The organism is Curtobacterium flaccumfaciens UCD-AKU (genome assembly GCF_000349565.1).
Lineage (GTDB): Bacteria > Actinomycetota > Actinomycetes > Actinomycetales > Microbacteriaceae > Curtobacterium > Curtobacterium poinsettiae.
Genome location: NZ_KB714629.1, coordinates 201,022 through 218,092 on the forward strand (window position 1 = coordinate 201,022; position 17,071 = coordinate 218,092).

General features: G+C 72.1%; 14 protein-coding genes. 8 read left to right on the forward strand and 6 right to left on the reverse strand.

Going from position 1 to position 17,071, the window contains the following annotated elements; all coding sequences use genetic code 11:
• Positions 1-298: 298 nt before the first annotated feature.
• From purH to sucC, 5 genes are all read right to left on the reverse strand, one after another.
• Positions 299-1,933, reverse strand: coding sequence for a bifunctional phosphoribosylaminoimidazolecarboxamide formyltransferase/IMP cyclohydrolase (gene purH / locus H489_RS33130; protein ID WP_017888150.1), 1,635 nt, complete (start codon positions 1,931-1,933; stop codon positions 299-301).
• Positions 1,930-2,523: a phosphoribosylglycinamide formyltransferase gene (gene purN / locus H489_RS33135; RefSeq protein WP_017888151.1), complete on the reverse strand. Its 594-nt coding sequence runs from the start codon at positions 2,521-2,523 to the stop codon at positions 1,930-1,932. Before purN ends, purH begins: the two co-directional genes overlap by 4 nt.
• Before the next feature lie 41 nt (positions 2,524-2,564).
• On the reverse strand, positions 2,565-4,625 hold the full coding sequence (locus tag H489_RS37035) for a DUF6350 family protein (RefSeq protein ID WP_017888152.1): 2,061 nt from the start codon (positions 4,623-4,625) through the stop codon (positions 2,565-2,567).
• Positions 4,626-4,766: 141 nt separating this feature from the next.
• A complete protein-coding gene (gene sucD, locus H489_RS33140; protein ID WP_017888153.1) occupies positions 4,767-5,654 on the reverse strand; it encodes a succinate--CoA ligase subunit alpha in 888 nt (295 codons plus the stop codon).
• 11 nt (positions 5,655-5,665) lie between these two features.
• A complete protein-coding gene (gene sucC / locus H489_RS33145; protein ID WP_031260265.1) occupies positions 5,666-6,835 on the reverse strand; it encodes an ADP-forming succinate--CoA ligase subunit beta in 1,170 nt (389 codons plus the stop codon).
• A 223-nt stretch (positions 6,836-7,058) separates the two neighbouring features.
• Between sucC and H489_RS33150 the strand changes: the two genes are divergently transcribed.
• The 6 genes from H489_RS33150 (at position 7,059) to H489_RS37040 (ending at position 11,687) form a co-directional block, all read left to right on the forward strand.
• Entirely contained in the window at positions 7,059-8,690 is a 1,632-nt protein-coding gene (locus tag H489_RS33150) for a RecQ family ATP-dependent DNA helicase (protein ID WP_017888155.1), read from the forward strand.
• 244 nt (positions 8,691-8,934) lie between these two features.
• Positions 8,935-9,222 carry a hypothetical protein gene (locus H489_RS33155; protein ID WP_017888156.1) on the forward strand — a complete coding sequence of 96 codons (288 nt, stop codon included), beginning with the start codon at positions 8,935-8,937 and terminating at the stop codon, positions 9,220-9,222.
• A gap of 38 nt (positions 9,223-9,260) precedes the next feature.
• A complete protein-coding gene (locus tag H489_RS33160) occupies positions 9,261-9,626 on the forward strand; it encodes a hypothetical protein (protein WP_152427321.1) in 366 nt (121 codons plus the stop codon).
• Positions 9,623-10,462, forward strand: a complete 840-nt coding sequence (locus tag H489_RS33165; protein ID WP_081612337.1) for an oxygenase MpaB family protein — start codon at positions 9,623-9,625, stop codon at positions 10,460-10,462. The genes H489_RS33160 and H489_RS33165 overlap by 4 nt, the downstream gene beginning before the upstream one ends.
• Before the next feature lie 5 nt (positions 10,463-10,467).
• Positions 10,468-11,076, forward strand: a complete 609-nt coding sequence (locus H489_RS33170) for a hypothetical protein (protein ID WP_017888159.1) — start codon at positions 10,468-10,470, stop codon at positions 11,074-11,076.
• Positions 11,076-11,687, forward strand: a complete 612-nt coding sequence (locus H489_RS37040; RefSeq protein WP_017888160.1) for an FHA domain-containing protein — start codon at positions 11,076-11,078, stop codon at positions 11,685-11,687. The genes H489_RS33170 and H489_RS37040 overlap by 1 nt, the downstream gene beginning before the upstream one ends.
• A gap of 64 nt (positions 11,688-11,751) precedes the next feature.
• Here the strand turns inward: H489_RS37040 and H489_RS33180 are convergent, their stop codons facing one another.
• Entirely contained in the window at positions 11,752-16,167 is a 4,416-nt protein-coding gene (locus H489_RS33180; protein ID WP_017888161.1) for an FtsK/SpoIIIE domain-containing protein, read from the reverse strand.
• Positions 16,168-16,272: 105 nt separating this feature from the next.
• On the opposite strand from H489_RS33180, the gene H489_RS33185 reads away from it, so the two are divergent.
• Entirely contained in the window at positions 16,273-16,569 is a 297-nt protein-coding gene (locus tag H489_RS33185; RefSeq protein WP_017888162.1) for a WXG100 family type VII secretion target, read from the forward strand.
• Positions 16,570-16,676: 107 nt separating this feature from the next.
• On the forward strand, positions 16,677-17,006 hold the full coding sequence (locus H489_RS33190) for a DUF6507 family protein (RefSeq protein ID WP_152427322.1): 330 nt from the start codon (positions 16,677-16,679) through the stop codon (positions 17,004-17,006).
• The last annotated feature ends 65 nt before the right edge of the window (positions 17,007-17,071 follow it).

The window sequence follows — 17,071 nt, forward strand, 5'->3', positions numbered from 1 at the left end:
ACGGCCCGACTAGACGGCGGCCGCGACGCGGGGTCGCGGTGCGATCGGGGATCGCCGTGCGGGAGTGGTCCCCACGACGGACACGAGACCTGCGCGGGCGGCCGTCGCCACGGTTCCGGTCATGTTGTCCATCGTCACTCCAGTCGTCGTCTTCGTCACCGTTGTGTCCGCGGTGCCGCCGGTCCCGAGGGATCGTCGGCTGCCTGCCGCGGAGCCTTACAGACTATTCACAGTGACTGTCGCCGCGCAATGGTCTGCCACCGATTGTTCACATCGGTGGACGAAGTGGCAGTGCACATCAGTGGAAGAAGTGGCGCTCGCTCGTGAAGTACATCGTCACGCCAGCAGCCTTCGCCGCAGCGATGACCTCGTCGTCACGGACGCTGCCACCGGGCTGCGCCACCGCACGGACACCGGCGTCGAGCAGCACCTGCAAGCCGTCGGCGAACGGGAAGAACGCATCCGACGCCGCGACGCTGCCGGCAGCCCGGTCACCCGCACGGTTCACGGCGAGGTGGCACGAGTCGACCCGGTTGACCTGGCCCATGCCGACACCGACGCTCGCGCCCTGGTTCGCCAGCAGGATGGCGTTCGACTTCACCGAACGGCTGGCACGCCACGCGAAGGCCAGGTCGGTCAGGGTCTGCGCATCGGCGGGCTCGCCGGCGACGAGGGTCCAGGTGGACTGGTCGAAGCCCGTGAAGCGGTCGGCGTCCTGCACCAGGAACCCGCCGGAGACCTGCTTGACCTCGCGGTCGGCGAGCGCGAAGTCGGCCGGCAGCGTGAGCAGGCGGATGTTCTTCTTGCGCGACAGGACCTCGAGCGCCTCGGGGTCGAACCCGGGGGCGACGACGACCTCGGTGAAGATGTCCTTGACGGTCTCGGCCATGGCCAGGGTGACCGGGCGGTTCGCGGCGATGACCCCACCGAACGCCGACAGCGGGTCGCAGGCGTGCGCGGCGGCGTGGGCCGAGGCGATCGGGTCGGCGGCGTCGGTCGGGGCGATCGCGATGCCGCACGGGTTGGCGTGCTTGATGATCGCGACGGCGGGCTCGTCGAAGTCGAAGGCCGCGCGGACCGCCGCGTCGGCGTCGACGTAGTTGTTGTACGACATCTCCTTGCCGTGCAGCTGCGTCGCCTGTGCGATGCCGGTGCCGTCCGGCGTCGTGTAGAGCGCCGCGGCCTGGTGGGCGTTCTCGCCGTAGCGCAGGGTCGCGGACAGCTCGGCACCGACCGACAGGTGCTCGTCGAACGCGCCGGGGGTCCGGATGTCGCCGGAGGCCGTCGGGGCTGCGGCGGCGGAGACGACGTCGCTCGCGAAGTAGGACGCCACCGCGGTGTCGTACGCGGCGGTGTGCGCGAAGGCCTGGGCGGCGAGGCGCTTGCGGAGCTCGAGCGTGGTGCCGCCGGCACGCACGGCCTCGACGACCTCGGGGTAGGACGCCGGGGACACGACGATCGCCACGTTCGGGTGGTTCTTCGCCGAGGCACGGACCATCGCGGGGCCGCCGATGTCCACGTTCTCGACCACGGTCGCGGTGTCGGCGCCGGACGCCACGGTCTCGACGAACGGGTAGAGGTTCACCACGACGAGTTCGAACGGCGCGATGTCGAGGTCGGCGAGCTGCTGCTCGTGCGACTCGAGCCGCAGGTCGGCGAGCAGGCCGGCGTGCACCGACGGGTGCAGCGTCTTCACGCGACCGTCGAGCGACTCCGGGAACCCGGTGACGCTCGCGACGTCGGTGACGGCGTAGCCCGCGTCACGGATGGTCTGCGCGGTGGAACCGGTCGACACGATCTCGACCCCGGAGTCGGCCAGGGCGCCGGCGAGCTCGAGCAGGCCGGACTTGTCGCTCACCGAGATCAGTGCACGGCGGACCGGCACCACGTCCCGGTCGCGGTAGAGGCTGGGGTCGGCTGCGTGCACGCTCATGCGCTCGGGGTGCCCTTCAGTTCGGTGGTGCCGTTGGCGATGTCGAGGATGGTCTGGATGAGCAGGCGGCGCTCGACCGGCTTGATGCGGTCGTGCAGCGTCGACTCGGTGTCGCCCGGCAGCACCGGGATGCGCTCCTGGGCCAGGATCGGCCCGGTGTCGACGCCGTCGTCGACCGCGATGACGCTCGCGCCGGTCTCGGTCACGCCGGCGGCGAGTGCGTCGCGCACGCCGTGGGCGCCGGGGAACTCGGGCAGGTACGCCGGGTGGGTGTTGATGATCCCCGGTGCGAACTCGGACACCACGGCCGGGGGCAGCAGGCGCATCAGGCCGGAGAGCACGAGCAGGTCGGGCGACCACGGACGGATCTGCTCCGCCAGGGCCTGACCCCACTCGGCGCGGGAGTCGTAGCGGGTGAACGGGACCGTGAAGGTCGGGATCGAGAACTCCTCGCCCAGCCCGAGCCCCTCGGCGTCGCGGTCGGCACCGATGGCGACGACACGGGCGGGGTACTCGGCGTCGAAGGTCGCTTCGAGCAGGGCTCGGAGGTTCGACCCGGTACCGGAGATCAGGACGACCAGTTCGAGCACGGCACCAACCCTACCGGGAGGCACGGCGTCGGCGGGCGCTGTTACCGGTCGTCCTTCGGCTGTCGCCACCAGGGCAGTTCGTCCTCGGGGATCTGGTCGGTGACGTCCCACTTCGCCTGGCGGGGCTGCTGCTCCCGCTCCGGTGCGGGCGCCCGGGTGTCGTGGACGACGTCGACGCGGTCCGCCTCAGCGGTCTCGTCCAGGTCGTCCCGGCCGGCGACGAACTCCTCGGTGCTCCACGGGAACGCGGGCTGGGCGTCGGTGGGCACGCGCGGCGGGGCTGCCGCGGGGGCGGTGGCCGTGGGCGGCTCGGGGGCGGGCTGCTGCGGCTCGGCGTCGGAGCCGGTCACGCGGCCGCGCAGTGCACCGGCTCGTCCCCGGACCCCCTCGGCCGCGCCGGCCAGACGGTCGCGCAGGCCGCCCAGGGCTGCTCGTCCGGCACCGCGTCGCACCGGTTCGGGCTCGGCGGCGAGGCGGTCGGCGGCCACCGCGTCGGTCTTCGCCCAGTCGGGGAGCTCGACGTCGTGGTCGGTGTCGCCGGCACGGGGTGGAGGCGTGGGTGCGGAGGCGGGGTCGGGTTCGCGGGCGGGGCGGGGCGGTGTCGCATCGGCCGGCTCGTCCCCGACGACCTCGCTGCCGATCGGCCCGGTCGTGTGTTCGGTCGTCGCGCGTTCGGTCGTCACCCGCGGGCGCGCTGCCGTCGACCCGTCGTGGGACTCCTCGACGACGAAGCGGTGCACGTCGGTGGTCCGTCCGGCCCCGGCCTGGTCGAGCGCAGCGAGCAGGGACCCCTCGCCGAGGTCTGCTCCGGCGCGCGCGGTGTCGTGGTCCTCGTCGGCCTCGTCCGCCTCGGTCCAGCGCTCGCGCCTCCACCCGCCCTCCGGCAGGCGGACGAGGTCACTGCCCGCGGCGAGGGCGATGATCGCCGGCAGGCCGACCTCGAGTGCGGCGAACCCACCGACCGCCAGGGCGTTCGGGCCGACGTCGGCCAGGCGTCCCGGGCCGAACGATCCGGACGACACCCAGGCGACGAGCCCCGTGAGCACGCCGGCGACGAGTCCTGCCGCGACGCCGCCGAACGCACGGTGCAGCGCGGAGTCGGCGGTGCCCAGGGCCCGCACCAACCGGGGCCGCATCGAGCCGCCGATCGCGAACCCGGCGATGACGGGCACCAGGATCCAGACGAGCCCGAAGGTGTGACCCGAGGTCGGCAGCGCGCCGAAGACCGGCAGGCCGGGGATCGGGCCCAGGGTCGTGGCGATCGGGGACACGCTCGACCCGGTGCCGATGGCGAACCCGGGGCCGATCAGCCACGAGGTCGCCCACCCGACGAAGTCCGGCAGGAACGCGAGCTGTCCGACGGTGAGCGCGACACCACCGATGACCCCGGCGTGCGACTGCTCGTACAGGGTGATGACCTCGGCGAACGAGGTGAAGAGCAGCAGGCCGACCAGCACCGCGGCCACGCCGACGACCACGGCGGTCGCGGCGGTCCCGGCGCGCAGCCCGAACCCGGCGACGGACCGCCAGACGGCGGGGACGCGGTCGACCAGGTCGATGACCCGCTGGGTGACGGCGTCGGCGGGCATGTCCCGGCGACGACGGCAGACCTCGGACGCGGCGAGTGCGGGGATCCCGAACCAGAGCGCCGGCAGCACCACGGCCTGCCAGAGCGTGGGGTGGGTGGCGGCGGAGGTCGTCGACAGCGCGACGGCCAGACCGAGGACCGCGACGACGGCGGTGCCGACCAGCAGGCCGGTCGTGCGGTGCTCGGTTTCGGCGAACCGGCGTCCGGCACGGGCGCCCAGCCAGGCGGTCACGACCGCGAACCCGAGGGCCGCCAGGGTGACGTGGATGGGGTCGGCTGCGCCGCTGACCCCGGTGCTCTTGGCGAGTGCGGAACCGAGCAGGAACGAGACGTCGACACCGTGCCCGACGAGCCAGACGCTGCCGGTGGCCTTCCAGAAGACGTCCCAGTCGACCTGCAGGCCGTACTCGAACCCCCAGAGCAGCGTCAGCGGCACGAGGGCGATCCCGATGCCGACGCCGACCGTCACGACCGCCTCGATCGCGGCGAGCAGAGCGGTTCCCAGGCGGTTCATCGCAGCGAGGATACGTGCCCCTCGCGCGGCCGCCCCGGAGCCGCGCGGCTGCCGACGCAAAACACCGGTGTTCGCAGGACGAACACGCGCAGGACGCGGTTCACCCGACGAACACCGGTGTTTTGCGGAACGGGCTGGTCGCTAGCGGGCGGCGACGACCTCGCGCAGGAGCGCGGCGGTCTCGGACGGCGTCTTGCCGACCTTGACGCCTGCGGCCTCGAGCGCCTGCTTCTTCGCTTCGGCGGTGCCGGCCGAACCGGACACGATCGCGCCGGCGTGCCCCATCGTCTTGCCCTCGGGAGCGGTGAAGCCCGCGACGTAGCCGACGACCGGCTTGGTGACGTGCGCCTTGATGAACTCGGCCGCGCGCTCCTCGGCGTCGCCACCGATCTCACCGATCATCACGATGGCCTCGGTCTCGGGGTCGGCCTCGAACGCGGCGAGCGCGTCGATGTGCGTCGTGCCGATGACGGGGTCGCCGCCGATGCCGATGGCGGTCGAGAAGCCGAGGTCTCGGAGCTCGTACATCATCTGGTAGGTCAGGGTGCCGGACTTCGAGACGAGTCCGATCGGTCCCTTGCCGGTGATCGTCGCGGGGGTGATGCCGACGAGCGACTCCCCCGGGGTGATGATGCCGGGGCAGTTCGGCCCGATGATCCGGGTCGTGCCGCCCTTCGCCTTGGCGTGCGCCCAGAACTCGGCCGAGTCCTGCACGGGGATGCCCTCGGTGATGACGACGACGAGCGGGATCTCGGCGTCGATGGCCTCCTCCACCGCGTCCTTCGCGAACGCCGGCGGGACGAAGACGATCGAGACGTCGGCACCGGTGGTGTCGATGGCCTCGCGCACCGAGCCGAAGACCGGCAGCGACACGTCGCCGTGGGTGACGGTGGTGCCGGCCTTGCGGGCGTTCACGCCGCCGACGACGTTCGTGCCGGCCTTGAGCATCAGGGCGGTGTGCTTCGTGCCCTCGCCGCCGGTGATGCCCTGGACGATGACCTTGGAGTCCTTGTTGAGGAAGATCGACATGGTCAGTCCCTTCAGGCCGCTGCGGCGGCGAGTTCGGCGGCCTGCTCGGCCGCATCGTCCATGGTCGCGGCGACGGTGACGAGCGGGTGCGCTGCCTCCGCCAGGATCCGGCGACCCTCTTCCACGTTGTTGCCGTCGAGGCGCACGACGAGCGGCTTGGTGGCCGCGTCACCGAGGATGCCGAGCGCGGCGACGATGCCGTTGGCGACGGCGTCGCACGCGGTGATGCCGCCGAAGACGTTCACGAACACGCTCTTCACCTGCGGGTCGCCGAGGATGACGTCGAGGCCGTTGGCCATGACCTCGGCCGAGGCGCCGCCGCCGATGTCGAGGAAGTTGGCGGGCTTCACGCCGCCGTGGCGCTCACCGGCGTAGGCGACGACGTCGAGCGTCGACATGACGAGCCCCGCGCCGTTGCCGATGACGCCGACCTGGCCGTCGAGCTTGACGTAGTTCAGCCCGTGGGCCTTCGCCTTGGCCTCGAGCGGGTCCTCGCTGGCGGTGTCCTCGAGGTCCTTGTGGCCCTCGTGGCGGAAGTCGGCGTTCTCGTCGAGCGAGACCTTGCCGTCGAGTGCCAGGATCTGGCCGTCGCCGGTGCGGACCAGGGGGTTGACCTCGACGAGGGTCGCGTCCTCGCCCTTGTAGACGTCGTAGAGCTTCACGAAGACGTCGGCGACGGCGTCCTGCAGCTCCGATGGGAAGTTCGCCTGCGCGGCGATCTCGAGCGCGGCGGCCTTGTCGATGCCGGTCAGCGGGTCGACCTCGACCCGGGCGAGTGCCTCGGGCTTCTCGACGGCGAGCTGCTCGATCTCCATGCCGCCCTCGACGCTGGTGAGCGAGAGGTAGGAGCGGTTGGCCCGGTCGAGCAGCACGGAGAAGTAGAACTCCTCGGCGATGTCGGCACCCTGGGCGACCATGACCCGCTGGACGGTGTGGCCCTTGATGTCGAGGCCGAGGATGGCCTGCGCGTGTTCGAAGGCCTCGTCCGGGGTCTTCGCGACCTTGACGCCGCCGGCCTTGCCGCGACCGCCGACCTTCACCTGCGCCTTGACGACCACGACGCCGCCGATCTTCTCGGCCGCCGCCTTCGCCTGCTCGGGGGTGTCGGCGATGATCCCCTGCAACACGGGGACGCCGTAGGACTCGAAGAGGTCCCTGGCCTGATACTCGAAAAGATCCACGCTGTTCTTCTTCCCGCACGGTTCGTGCGATCGGCATCGGTTTCCCGGTCGCGCACTCCACATCGAGGGTCGCTCGATGTCGAGACAACGGCCGCCACGCAGCCTAGCGCTGCTCGGTGGACGGCCGGTGCACGGATGCCGGAGCGGGCCGGCTCCGACGGGCGTGAGCCGCTGCGCGCATCGCTGGGACCGGCCTCAGGCTCCCGCTCGGCACTGTGGATCGGTGCACCCCGAACTCCGTACCCGCGCCACCGAGGTCTTCGGCTGGAAGCTCCGCCCCGACCAGGAGTCCGTCATCGACGCGGTCCTCGAAGGCCGCGACGCCCTGGCGGTCATGCCCACCGGTTCGGGGAAGTCCGCGATCTACCAGGTCGCCGGCCTCGGCCTGGACGGGCTCGTCGTCGTGGTCTCCCCGCTCGTCGCGCTGCAGGAGGACCAGGTGGTCGGACTCGAGCACCATCCGGGTGCACCCCGCGCCGTCGCCCTGAACGCCACGAAGAAGGCCCGGGACGTCGCCGATGCCTGGGACGCCGTTGCCGCGGGCCAGGTCGGCTACGTGTTCCTGGCCCCCGAACAGCTGGTGAAGGACGACGTGCTCGAGCGACTCCGCGATGCCGGCGTCGCGCTGGTCGCCGTCGACGAGGCGCACTGCATCTCGTCCTGGGGTCACGACTTCCGACCCGACTACCTGGCGCTCGGTGAGGTCGCGGAGCGCCTGGGCCGCCCACCCGTGCTCGCCCTGACCGCGACGGGCTCCGCTCCGGTGCGGGACGACATCGTCGAGCGGCTCCGCATGCGCGACCCGTTCGTGCTCGCGTCGGGGTTCGACCGACCCGGCATCCGACTCGAGGTCATCCGGCACGCCGAGGACGCCGAGAAGCGCCAGGCCGTGGTCGACCAGGTCGCCGAACTGGACGGGGCCACGGTCGTCTACGTCGCCACCCGCGCCGCGACCACCGAGTACGCCGATGCCCTCGCCACCCGTGGTCGTCGCGCGCAGCCGTACCACGCCGGCATGCGCGTGGCGGAGCGCGAGTCCGTGCACACCGGGTTCCTGGACGGCGACGTCGACGTGGTGGTGGCGACCAGCGCGTTCGGCATGGGCATCGACAAGCCCGACGTCCGGTACGTCGTGCACGCCGACGTCCCGGAGTCGGTCGACGCCTACTACCAGGAGATCGGACGGGCCGGGCGGGACGCCGAACCGGCCGGCGCCACCCTGCACTACCGCGCCGAGGACTTCGGCCTGCGCACGTTCTTCGCGTCCGGCTCCCCCCGCCCCGCATCGGTGCGGGCCGTCTTCGACGCCGTCCCGCCCAGCGGCTCGATCGCCCGTTCCGCGCTCACGGAGGCCTCGGGGCTGTCGGCCCGCACCGCCGGCCGTGCGCTCAACGCCCTGCTCGACGCCGGTGCCCTCCGAGACGACGTCGACGGTGTCTCCCGGATGCCGGACGGCCCCCGGAACGCCGACCACGCGGCTCGCGCCACCGCCGACCGAGCCGCCGAACGGGAACGGGTCGAGGAGTCCCGCATCGCGATGATGCGCCAGCTCGCCGAGACGACCGCGTGCCGCCGGCAGTTCCTGCTCGGCTACTTCGGCGACGAGCTGCCGGAGCCGTGCGGCAACTGCGACACCTGCTCCTCCGGCACGGCGCGCGACGCCTCCGCCCACGTCGCCGACGGTGCGAACGACGCCGTCTGGCCACCGGATGCCCGCGTCGAGCACGCGGAGTGGGGCACGGGCGTGGTGATGAGCACGGAAGAGGACCGCATCACGGTGTTCTTCGAGTCCGCCGGTTACCGCACCCTCGCACTCGCCGACGTCGAGGAACGCGACCTGCTCGAACGCGTCTGACAGCGGCACGGACGGAGCACGGACGGAGCACACCGGCGGCCAGCGCACCAGCGCAGCCGACCCAGGCGGGGAAGGCGCGGCCGCTCGACCACCCGTCGGCGACCGCGCTCCACTCCCCCGAGCATCGGCGATGCTGCCGTGACGGCGTGACCGGAAGGTGACGCCCGGGTGAACACGACACGAAACCGGACAGCCGCCAAGCACCCGCGGGTAGGCAGGAAGCCCGCAACGGAAAGGAACCACCATGAGCGACCCCGGCATCAGCCCCGTCGACGACTTCGACTCCCAGCAGCGTCGCGACGACGACATCGACCGTGAGCACGTCGGCCCGTACGAGGTGGACGAAGCCGAGGAGTCGCTCGAGACCGTCACGAACGACGCGGTCGCCGGCGAGACGGTGGAACCGCAGCCCGGTGACGGCTCCGACGACGGTCCCACCGGCGGATCCCCGCGCGAGGGCTCGCCCGACCTGTGGGAGCAGGACGAGGAGCGCCCGGACCTCGGCGGCGACCTCGGCACGAAGCCGCTCTGACCAGGCTCCCCCGGAACACGGCTCGGTAGCATCGGGCCGTGTTCCGACGAGTCCGTGCCAGCGTCCGCAGCATGCCCTCGGCGGCGCGGCTGCTGGCCGTCGCGGTGATGCTGCTGGTCGCCGCCGCAGCGCACCTCGCCGCCCGCTCGGAGCCCGGTGGCCGCTGGGTCCCGCTGCTCGTCGCCGGCGTCCTCGGCGCGCTGGTCACCGGTTCCCCGACCCGCCTCTGGCCGCTCCCCGCGATCTGGCTCGTCGCGACGCTCCTCGCCCTGACCGGTGACGCGCCCGTCGACCCCGCCTCCACACGGGTCGCCGTGATCGTCGGCGCAGTCGCGCTCCTGGTGGCGATCGCTGTGGACCTGCGACCCGTCCTGCGGGCGCGACGCCGACGGGGTGCGGCGTGACCACCCCACGGCCTGGAGGCTCGGCGCGCGACCCGCACCGGGCCTCCCGTCCGTCTCCCGCGCACGTCCACGACCGTCACCTGCGTCGGTTCCTCGCCGACAGCACGCCCGTGGCCGCGGGCGGCCGCGCCATCCTGCTGCAGATCGCCGACCCGGTCGTCGCGGCCGGTGTCCGACGGCACTCGGACTTCGCCCGGCGACCCCAGCAGCGGCTCGCCCACACCCTGATGTTCATCTACGCCGTCGTCATCGGCACGGAGTCCGACTCGGCGACCGCGACGGGCTTCGTCAACCACGCGCACGGGCCCGTCGCCGGCGCCGACGACGTCGACCGGCAGCTCTGGGTGGCCGCGACCCTGTTCGACTCCGCCCGGCGGGCGCACGACCTGTTCGGCACGAAGGTCTCCGCTGCCCGGGCCGAGCAGGTCCTCGCCGCCTACGCGCCGATCGCGACCGCGCTGCGGGTGCCAGCGGAGCGCTGGCCGACCTCGGTCGCGGCGTTCGACCGGTACTGGCAGCAGACGCTCGACGGACTGCAGGTCACCGACGACGCCCGCGGGGTCGTCCGTGACCTGCTGCACCCGCGGTTCGCGCCGCTGTGGGTGCGGGCGGCGATGCCCCTCGTGCGCATCGTGACCGTGGGGATGCTGCCGGAACCGGTGCGCACGGCGTACGGCTTCGCGTGGGGGCGGCGCGAGGAGCGGCGCTTCCGGCGGACCGTGCGGGTGGTGGCCGGGGTGCGGGCGCTCGTGCCGCGGGCGCTGCTCCGGTTGCCGGGGCCGGTGCTGCTGCGGGCGATGCGGCGGACCGCCGAGCGACGCAGCGCGGTACGGTAGCGGGCATGTCGGTCGACCACTTCGCCATCACGGTCCCGCGTTCCTGGTTCGAGCTCCCGGTCGATCCGGAACGCCGCGACGACCGGATCAGCGCCCTCGTGCAGGAACGCATCGAGGACCACCGGGAACTCTGGGACCACCGCACCGAGATCGTCCGGGTGCTCCGCCGGTTCGCCCGCTCCGCCTGGGACAGCGGGGCGCGGTACTGCGCCGCGTTCGCCGAGCCCAGCGAGGACGGCATCGTCTCCGGTGCCCTCACCGTGACGGTCCTGCCCGCGCCCGAGGCCGGCGGGGACCCACTCGCCGCACTGACCGACCACGTCGCCGCGCTCGGCGGGGACGACGACGGGATGCACGTCGACGTGCACGAGGTCCCTCGCATCGGCCGGGTGCCGCGCGTCTGGGGCGTCTCGACGGTGCAGGCACCGGACGGCCGCGGATCGTTCGACGTCGTGCTCATGCAGACCTTCGTGCCGGCCGGCGACCAGGTCGCCCTGGTCAGCGTCTCGTCACCCGCGACCGACCTGGCCGAGCCGCTGTACGAACTGTTCGAGACCGTCACCGACACCTTCGAGCTCATCGACTCCGCCACGGTCGGCAGCGAGGTGTCCTGATGCGCCTCTGGCCGTCCCGGAAGAAGCGCAAGGTCGTCGAACCCGTCGTCGAACGGGTCGGAGAGCGTGATCTGGCGCAGATGGCACAGCGCGGAGAGCTCGCCCGTTCCGTCGTCACCCCTCCCCTGGCTCCGCGTGCGAGCGCCGACCGGGTCCGGGCGACCGTGGCGCAGATGCCCGGCCGACCACTCGGCTCGTCCGGCGGAAGCACCGCGCGACGCGACGCCGCGCCGGCCCGCCAGGCCGCGGCGGCCGTGCTCGTCCTCGACGGCGCCCAGCGGGTCACCGTGTCCGGCGGGGGACTGATCGGCCGCGATCCTGCGAGCTCCCATCCCGACGGCGGATACGCCCACATGATCGCCCTGGAGGACCCGGAGCGGCTGCTCAGTCGTACCCACCTGGAGTTCGGGTTCGGTGCCGAGGGCTCGCTCTGGGTGCTCGACACCGCGTCGGCCAACGGGGTCGAACTGCAGCGTCCGGGGTTCCCCCCGGCGATGCTCGTTCCGTCGCAGCGCACGACCGTGCGGCCCGGGGACACCGTGGTGTTCGGCGGGCACTCGCTCCGCGCCGAACCCGCCGTCGGACTCGTCAGCGAGACGCCGCTGGGCTGAGCCGACCCTGGACCGGGCAGACTGCGGGGTGCGCACGCTCCGGGCTGCGCCCCTGCGGCCGGCGCTAGTCGCCGGCCGGCACCTGCACGAGTCGGAGCGCCTGGTCGGCGTCGTTCAGCAGAGCCCGGCCGGCGGCGCGGTCCTGGGTGACGAGGCTCTTCGACAGCTTCGTGCCGATCAGGTCGCCATCGACCGTGCTGAGCGGCGCGAGGAGCATGCCCCGACGGGCCTTCTTCGCGTCGACCTGCCAACCGCGGAACCCGCTCGCCACCCCCTCGACGTCTCCCGCCAGGACGAGCCCGACCGAACGGCCCCGGTCGGACTCCATGATCGCCCGGAACACCGGTTCGGCCGGCGACTCCTTCAGGGCTTCGGCGTCGTCGACGAGCACGAGCGTGAAGCCCGCGGCGCCGGTGTCGATGGCGGCGGACAGGCCCTCGGCTCCGATCGCACCATCGGTCACGACCGTGGCTCGTGGCGCTCCGTCGAGCGCCCGCAGCGGGGACTCCCGCGGGGTCACCGCGACCACCGAACCACCGGCAGACAGCACGTGGCGGGCCATCGCGACGAGTGCGGTGCTCTTGCCCGAGCGGGGGCTGCCGCCGACGATGAAGACCGAGGTGTCCTGCACGAAGTCGTGCGTGAACAGCCGGAGCTCGTCGCCGCCGACGCCGAGTGCGACCCGGCCGACCGACGCCTCCGCCGACGGCAGGTACCGCACGGCGTCCTCGAAGGTGATGGAGCGCGGGAGCACGTCGATCCGGAACGGCTTCGGGGCGTCGGCCGACACGTGCGCACGGACCTCGTCACCGATGCCCCGGAGCGCGGCGGCCTGGTCGCGGCCCCCGAGTCCGCCGGGCAGAACGGCGACCTGGGTCTCCGTCGCCGTCGCGTTGCGGAACCCGCGCCCCGGCGGGATCGACTCCGGCAGCTTCTTGCCGTTGATGCCCTCGTAGTTGTAGTCGCCGCGGTCGGCCAGGGCAAGCAGCAGCTTCCGTTCCACCTGGCTCGACATCCGGCCGGACGTGAGGGTGCGGTCGCCGGAGACGACCAGGTGCACGCCGACGCCGACGCCCTCGCGCAGCAGGGTCTGGACGGCATCGTGCAGCATGCCGTTCTCGGCGTCCGCCAGGGTCGCCATGAAGCTCTCCCACTGGTCGAGGAACACGACGACGTGGGGCATCGGCACGGTGCCGGAGTCGGTCCGCTGTTCGGCGATCGACGAGTAGCCGCCGGCGGAGAACGCGGCCTGGCGCTCCTGCACCGTGCGGAGCAGGATGCCGAGCAGCCGCGAGACCCGGTCGGGCTCGTGCCGCTGCACGACAGCACCGCAGTGCGGCAGAGCACCGAGGGCGAGCAGGGCACCGTTGCCGCAGTCGATCCCGTACATGTGCACGTCGCCGACGCCGAGCCGCAGGGCCATCGCACCGGCGAGGGTGCGGAGGGTCTGGCTGCGACCGGAGCGTGGCGAGCCGATCACGAACAGGTGGCCGTCCGCGTCGAGGTCGAACACCGCCGGGCGCTGCCGCTGGTCACCGGGGTGGTCCTCGACGCCCCAGGCGACCGCCAGGGGCGCCAGGTCGCCGGTGCCGGTCGCCTCGACGTCGTCGAGCCCGACGACCTCGCCGAGCGGTGGCAGCCAGGGCTTCCGCTGCTCGGGGGTGCCGAGGGCTCGGGTGGCGTCGTCGATGGACGCGACGAGGACGCTCAGGTCGGTGACCTCCACGTCGCTCGCGGCGGCCTCGACGGCGGCCGGGCGAGGGGCCGGGTCACTGTACGAGGCGAACGTGAGCTCGCGGACCAGGGCGGGTCGGGCCTCCTGGTCGTCCGTGCCGGGCCGGCGCCCGCCGACGCGACCGGACTGGAACGGCAGCAGCGAGGCCGCGCCGAGCCGCACGTAGGCGCGCCCCGGGGTCGACTTCGCGATCCGCGCGGCGTCGTTCGCGCCGATGACGTCCTGGCTCTCCGACTGGTCGGTGACGCGCAGCGCGATCCGCAGGTTCGTGTTCGCGCGGATCTCAGGCGAGACGACGCCGCCCGGTCGCTGCGTGGCGAGGATGAGGTGGATGCCGAGGGAGCGACCGCGCTGGGCGATGTTCACCAGGCCCTTGACGAAGTCGGGCAGCTCACGGGCGAGCGAGGCGAACTCGTCGATGACGATCAGCAGCCGCGGCAGGCTCGGGATGGTGTCCCCGTTCGCCGCACGCTTGGCCTGCAGGTCCTGGTAGTCCTCGAGGTCCTTCGCGCCGACCTCCGCGAGGGCGTGCTCGCGGGTGCGGAGCTCGGCACCGAGCGACTCGAGCGCGCGCTCGACCTGGTGCGTGTCGAGGTCCGTGACCATGCCGACGGTGTGCGGCAGGTCGACGCAGTCCTTGAAGGCCGCACCGCCCTTGTAGTCGACGAGCACGAAGTTCATCTCGTCCGGCCTGTTCGCCACCGCCAGGGACGCCACGATCGTCTGCAGCAGCTCGGACTTGCCGGAACCGGTCGTGCCGGCGACCAGGCCGTGCGGACCGTCGTTCCGCAGATCGATCGCGAACGGCCCGTCGATCGACGCCCCCACCACGGCGGTGGTGCTGCGGCCGCCGAGCAGCCAGCGAGCCTGGACGGCCTCGGACGTCGGCGGTTCGAGCTGGAGGACGTCGAGCAGGCGGGCGGACGAGGGGATGGCGCCGTCCTGCACGTCCGGGCTGGCGTCGACGATCGGCGACAGCGACCGGGCGACCCACTCGAGCCAGTCCTGGTCGACCAGGTCGGGGCGTGCGTCGTCGATGCGCTCACTGCGCTGCTGGGTGACCCGCACCCGGTCGTCGCGGACGACCACCACCGCGTCGCACTCCTCGGGCAGGAGCCGTTCGTCCAGGTCGAGGCAGATGCTGAACACCCCGACCGACGGCCCCTCCTTGAGCACCTGCACGAGCGAGGGCATCGCGCGGAGCCGCCGTGCGCCGTCCATCACGACGACGATCTCGTCAGCTGGCGGGGTCTTCTTGCCGATACCCGCCTCTTTCCGGGCGTCGATGATCGCGGCGAGCTCGGCGATCGCCCGCGCGGTCGACGCGGCGTTCGAGGCGATGCTCGTCATCGGCTGGTCTGCACCGTCCCGGCGGACGTGCGGCAGCCAGGACATCCACTCCCACAGCGACGTGCGCGTGGTGTCGGTGAGCAGCGTGAAGGTGACGTCCTTCGGGCTCTGCAGCGTCGCGAGCTGCGCGACCACCCAGTTCGCCAGTCGTCGGGCGTCGTCGTCGGGACCGGCGATGCCGATCACGCCGCGCTCGGCCAGACGGATGCGGACCGGCACGTCCGTGGCGTCCCACGCCACGGTCCGCTTGTGGGACAGCTGCTCCGGGTCCTCGATGGTCACCTCGGAGCGCTGCGTCGCCGTGCCGACGCGGACGAGCAGGTGGTCCGGATCAGTCCGGCGTCGCTCCCACAGTCGCGGCAGCGGCGTGACCGCGGTCTCGTAGACGGCGGCCGGGTCCGGCGCGCTCGCGATCCAGCGTGCGCGTTCGGACTGGAGGCTCTCGGTCGCGTCCGCCTCGATCCGCGCCTTGGTGTCCTCGTACTCCACGACGCGCTGCCGGTACGTCTTCTTGCCCTGTCGGCGACCCTGCAGCCCTGTGATGATCATCAGGACCGGCGACAGCAAGGCGATGAGCAGGTAGATCCAGCGGCCGGTTGTCGACACGAACATGACCGCCATGCCCATCGGCGCCAGTGCCATCAGGATGGGCAGCGCCCGGGCGGGGGGCTCGGTCGGCGGCGGCGGCAGCTGGTAGCGGGTGTGCTCGTCCGGGGGCAGGATGCGCGGCGGCCGGTTGTACTCGAGCGACATGCCGTCGTCCGCCAGTGACAGATGGGCGCCACGGTCCGGAGCGCGGCCGAATCCGAGCAGTACCGCACCGATCGCGAGCTGTGCTGTCTCGGGCCAGTCCGTCTCCTCGGTGACCGGCTCACCGTCGAGCAGCGCTCCGGAGAAGCCGTTCGCCGGACGCACCTTCGCGCCGTCGGCGGTCACCGTGACCAGCAGGGCGATCTCCGGCACCGTGTCGACCCCCGACGCCTCGGCCTCCACCTCGTCCGTGGTGCTCACCGGCACCCGCACGTGCGCGGACCGTGCTGTACCGATGGTCACCGTGCCGGTGCTGACCCGGACAATCGTCCCCGCGTGCAGCCCGGAGACGATCCGGATCTCGGCGTCGGTCAGCGGACGGAGTGGCTGCGGCGGCACCTGTTCCAGGCTGCGGCTCACCACCACTCCCTCCCGGACACCGGACTCGGCGACCGACGCCGAGAGGTCGAGCTGCTGCTCCCCGACGAAGTACACCGGAGTCCGACCGGAGGCGTCGACGTCCGTCGCGATGAGGCGCTCGGCCTCGGCCACCAACTCGCGCACCGCCCGGGAATCGTCACCGTCGACGTAGACGTTCGCGGTCTGGCCGCTCTCGCGGTCGACCATCGTGAACGTGAAGGTCATGGCAATCCCCCGTAGCGTTGACTTCGTGTCGCAGGACGATGGTAGTGTCCATCCCACACGCCCCGTTGGGGGGACAACGAAACTCCGGGGAAAGGGAGTCACACCGTGGCGAACATCAACGTCTCGTACGCAGACCTCGAGGCAGCAGCCTCCGACCTCAAGGCAGGCCAGGCAGACATCGAAGACCGTCTGTCAGCACTGCAGCGAAAGATCCAGCAGCTCATCTCGGATGGCTACGTCACCGACAAGTCGTCCGTCGCGTTCGGCGAGTCCTACGACGAGTTCAACCGTGGCGTGAGCCAGACGGTCCAGGGGCTCGAAGGCCTCTCCACGTTCCTCTCGAAGGCTTCGCAGACCCTGTCCGAGACGGACGAGTCGCTGGCCTCCGGCCTCAAGGGCTGACATCGTCGTCGACCCCGTGCCCCGCGATCGCGTGGGGCACGGGGTCGTCGCGGTTCCTGTGGCGTCGTCCTGGTGGCGCCGGTTCGTGATCGGGGAGGGATTGTTCCGTGGCAGGCAAACTGCTGGTTGATCTGATGGGGCTCGGGGAGCTCCAGAACGACCTGACGACCGTGCACAGCACGCTCGAGCAGGCGCACAAGCGTGTCGATGCGTCCGACGACGAGATCGGTTCGGGGACGGTACAGGACGCTCTGCACGACTTCGACCACCGCTGGGGCGACAAGCGGGACAAGATCAGCGAGTCGACGAAGGCGTTGGCGGACATGCTGAGCTCGTCCATCGAGACCTACACCGAGACCGACGAGAAGCTCGCGCAGGCCCTGCAGGTCAACGACGAGAACGGCGGCGGCGGGCCCGTCGCCTCGAGGGCTCAGTAGCCATGGGGCGGCCGTCGGGGTGGGACGTTGTCGATCAGGGTGATGATCCGGTCAAGGGTGATCCG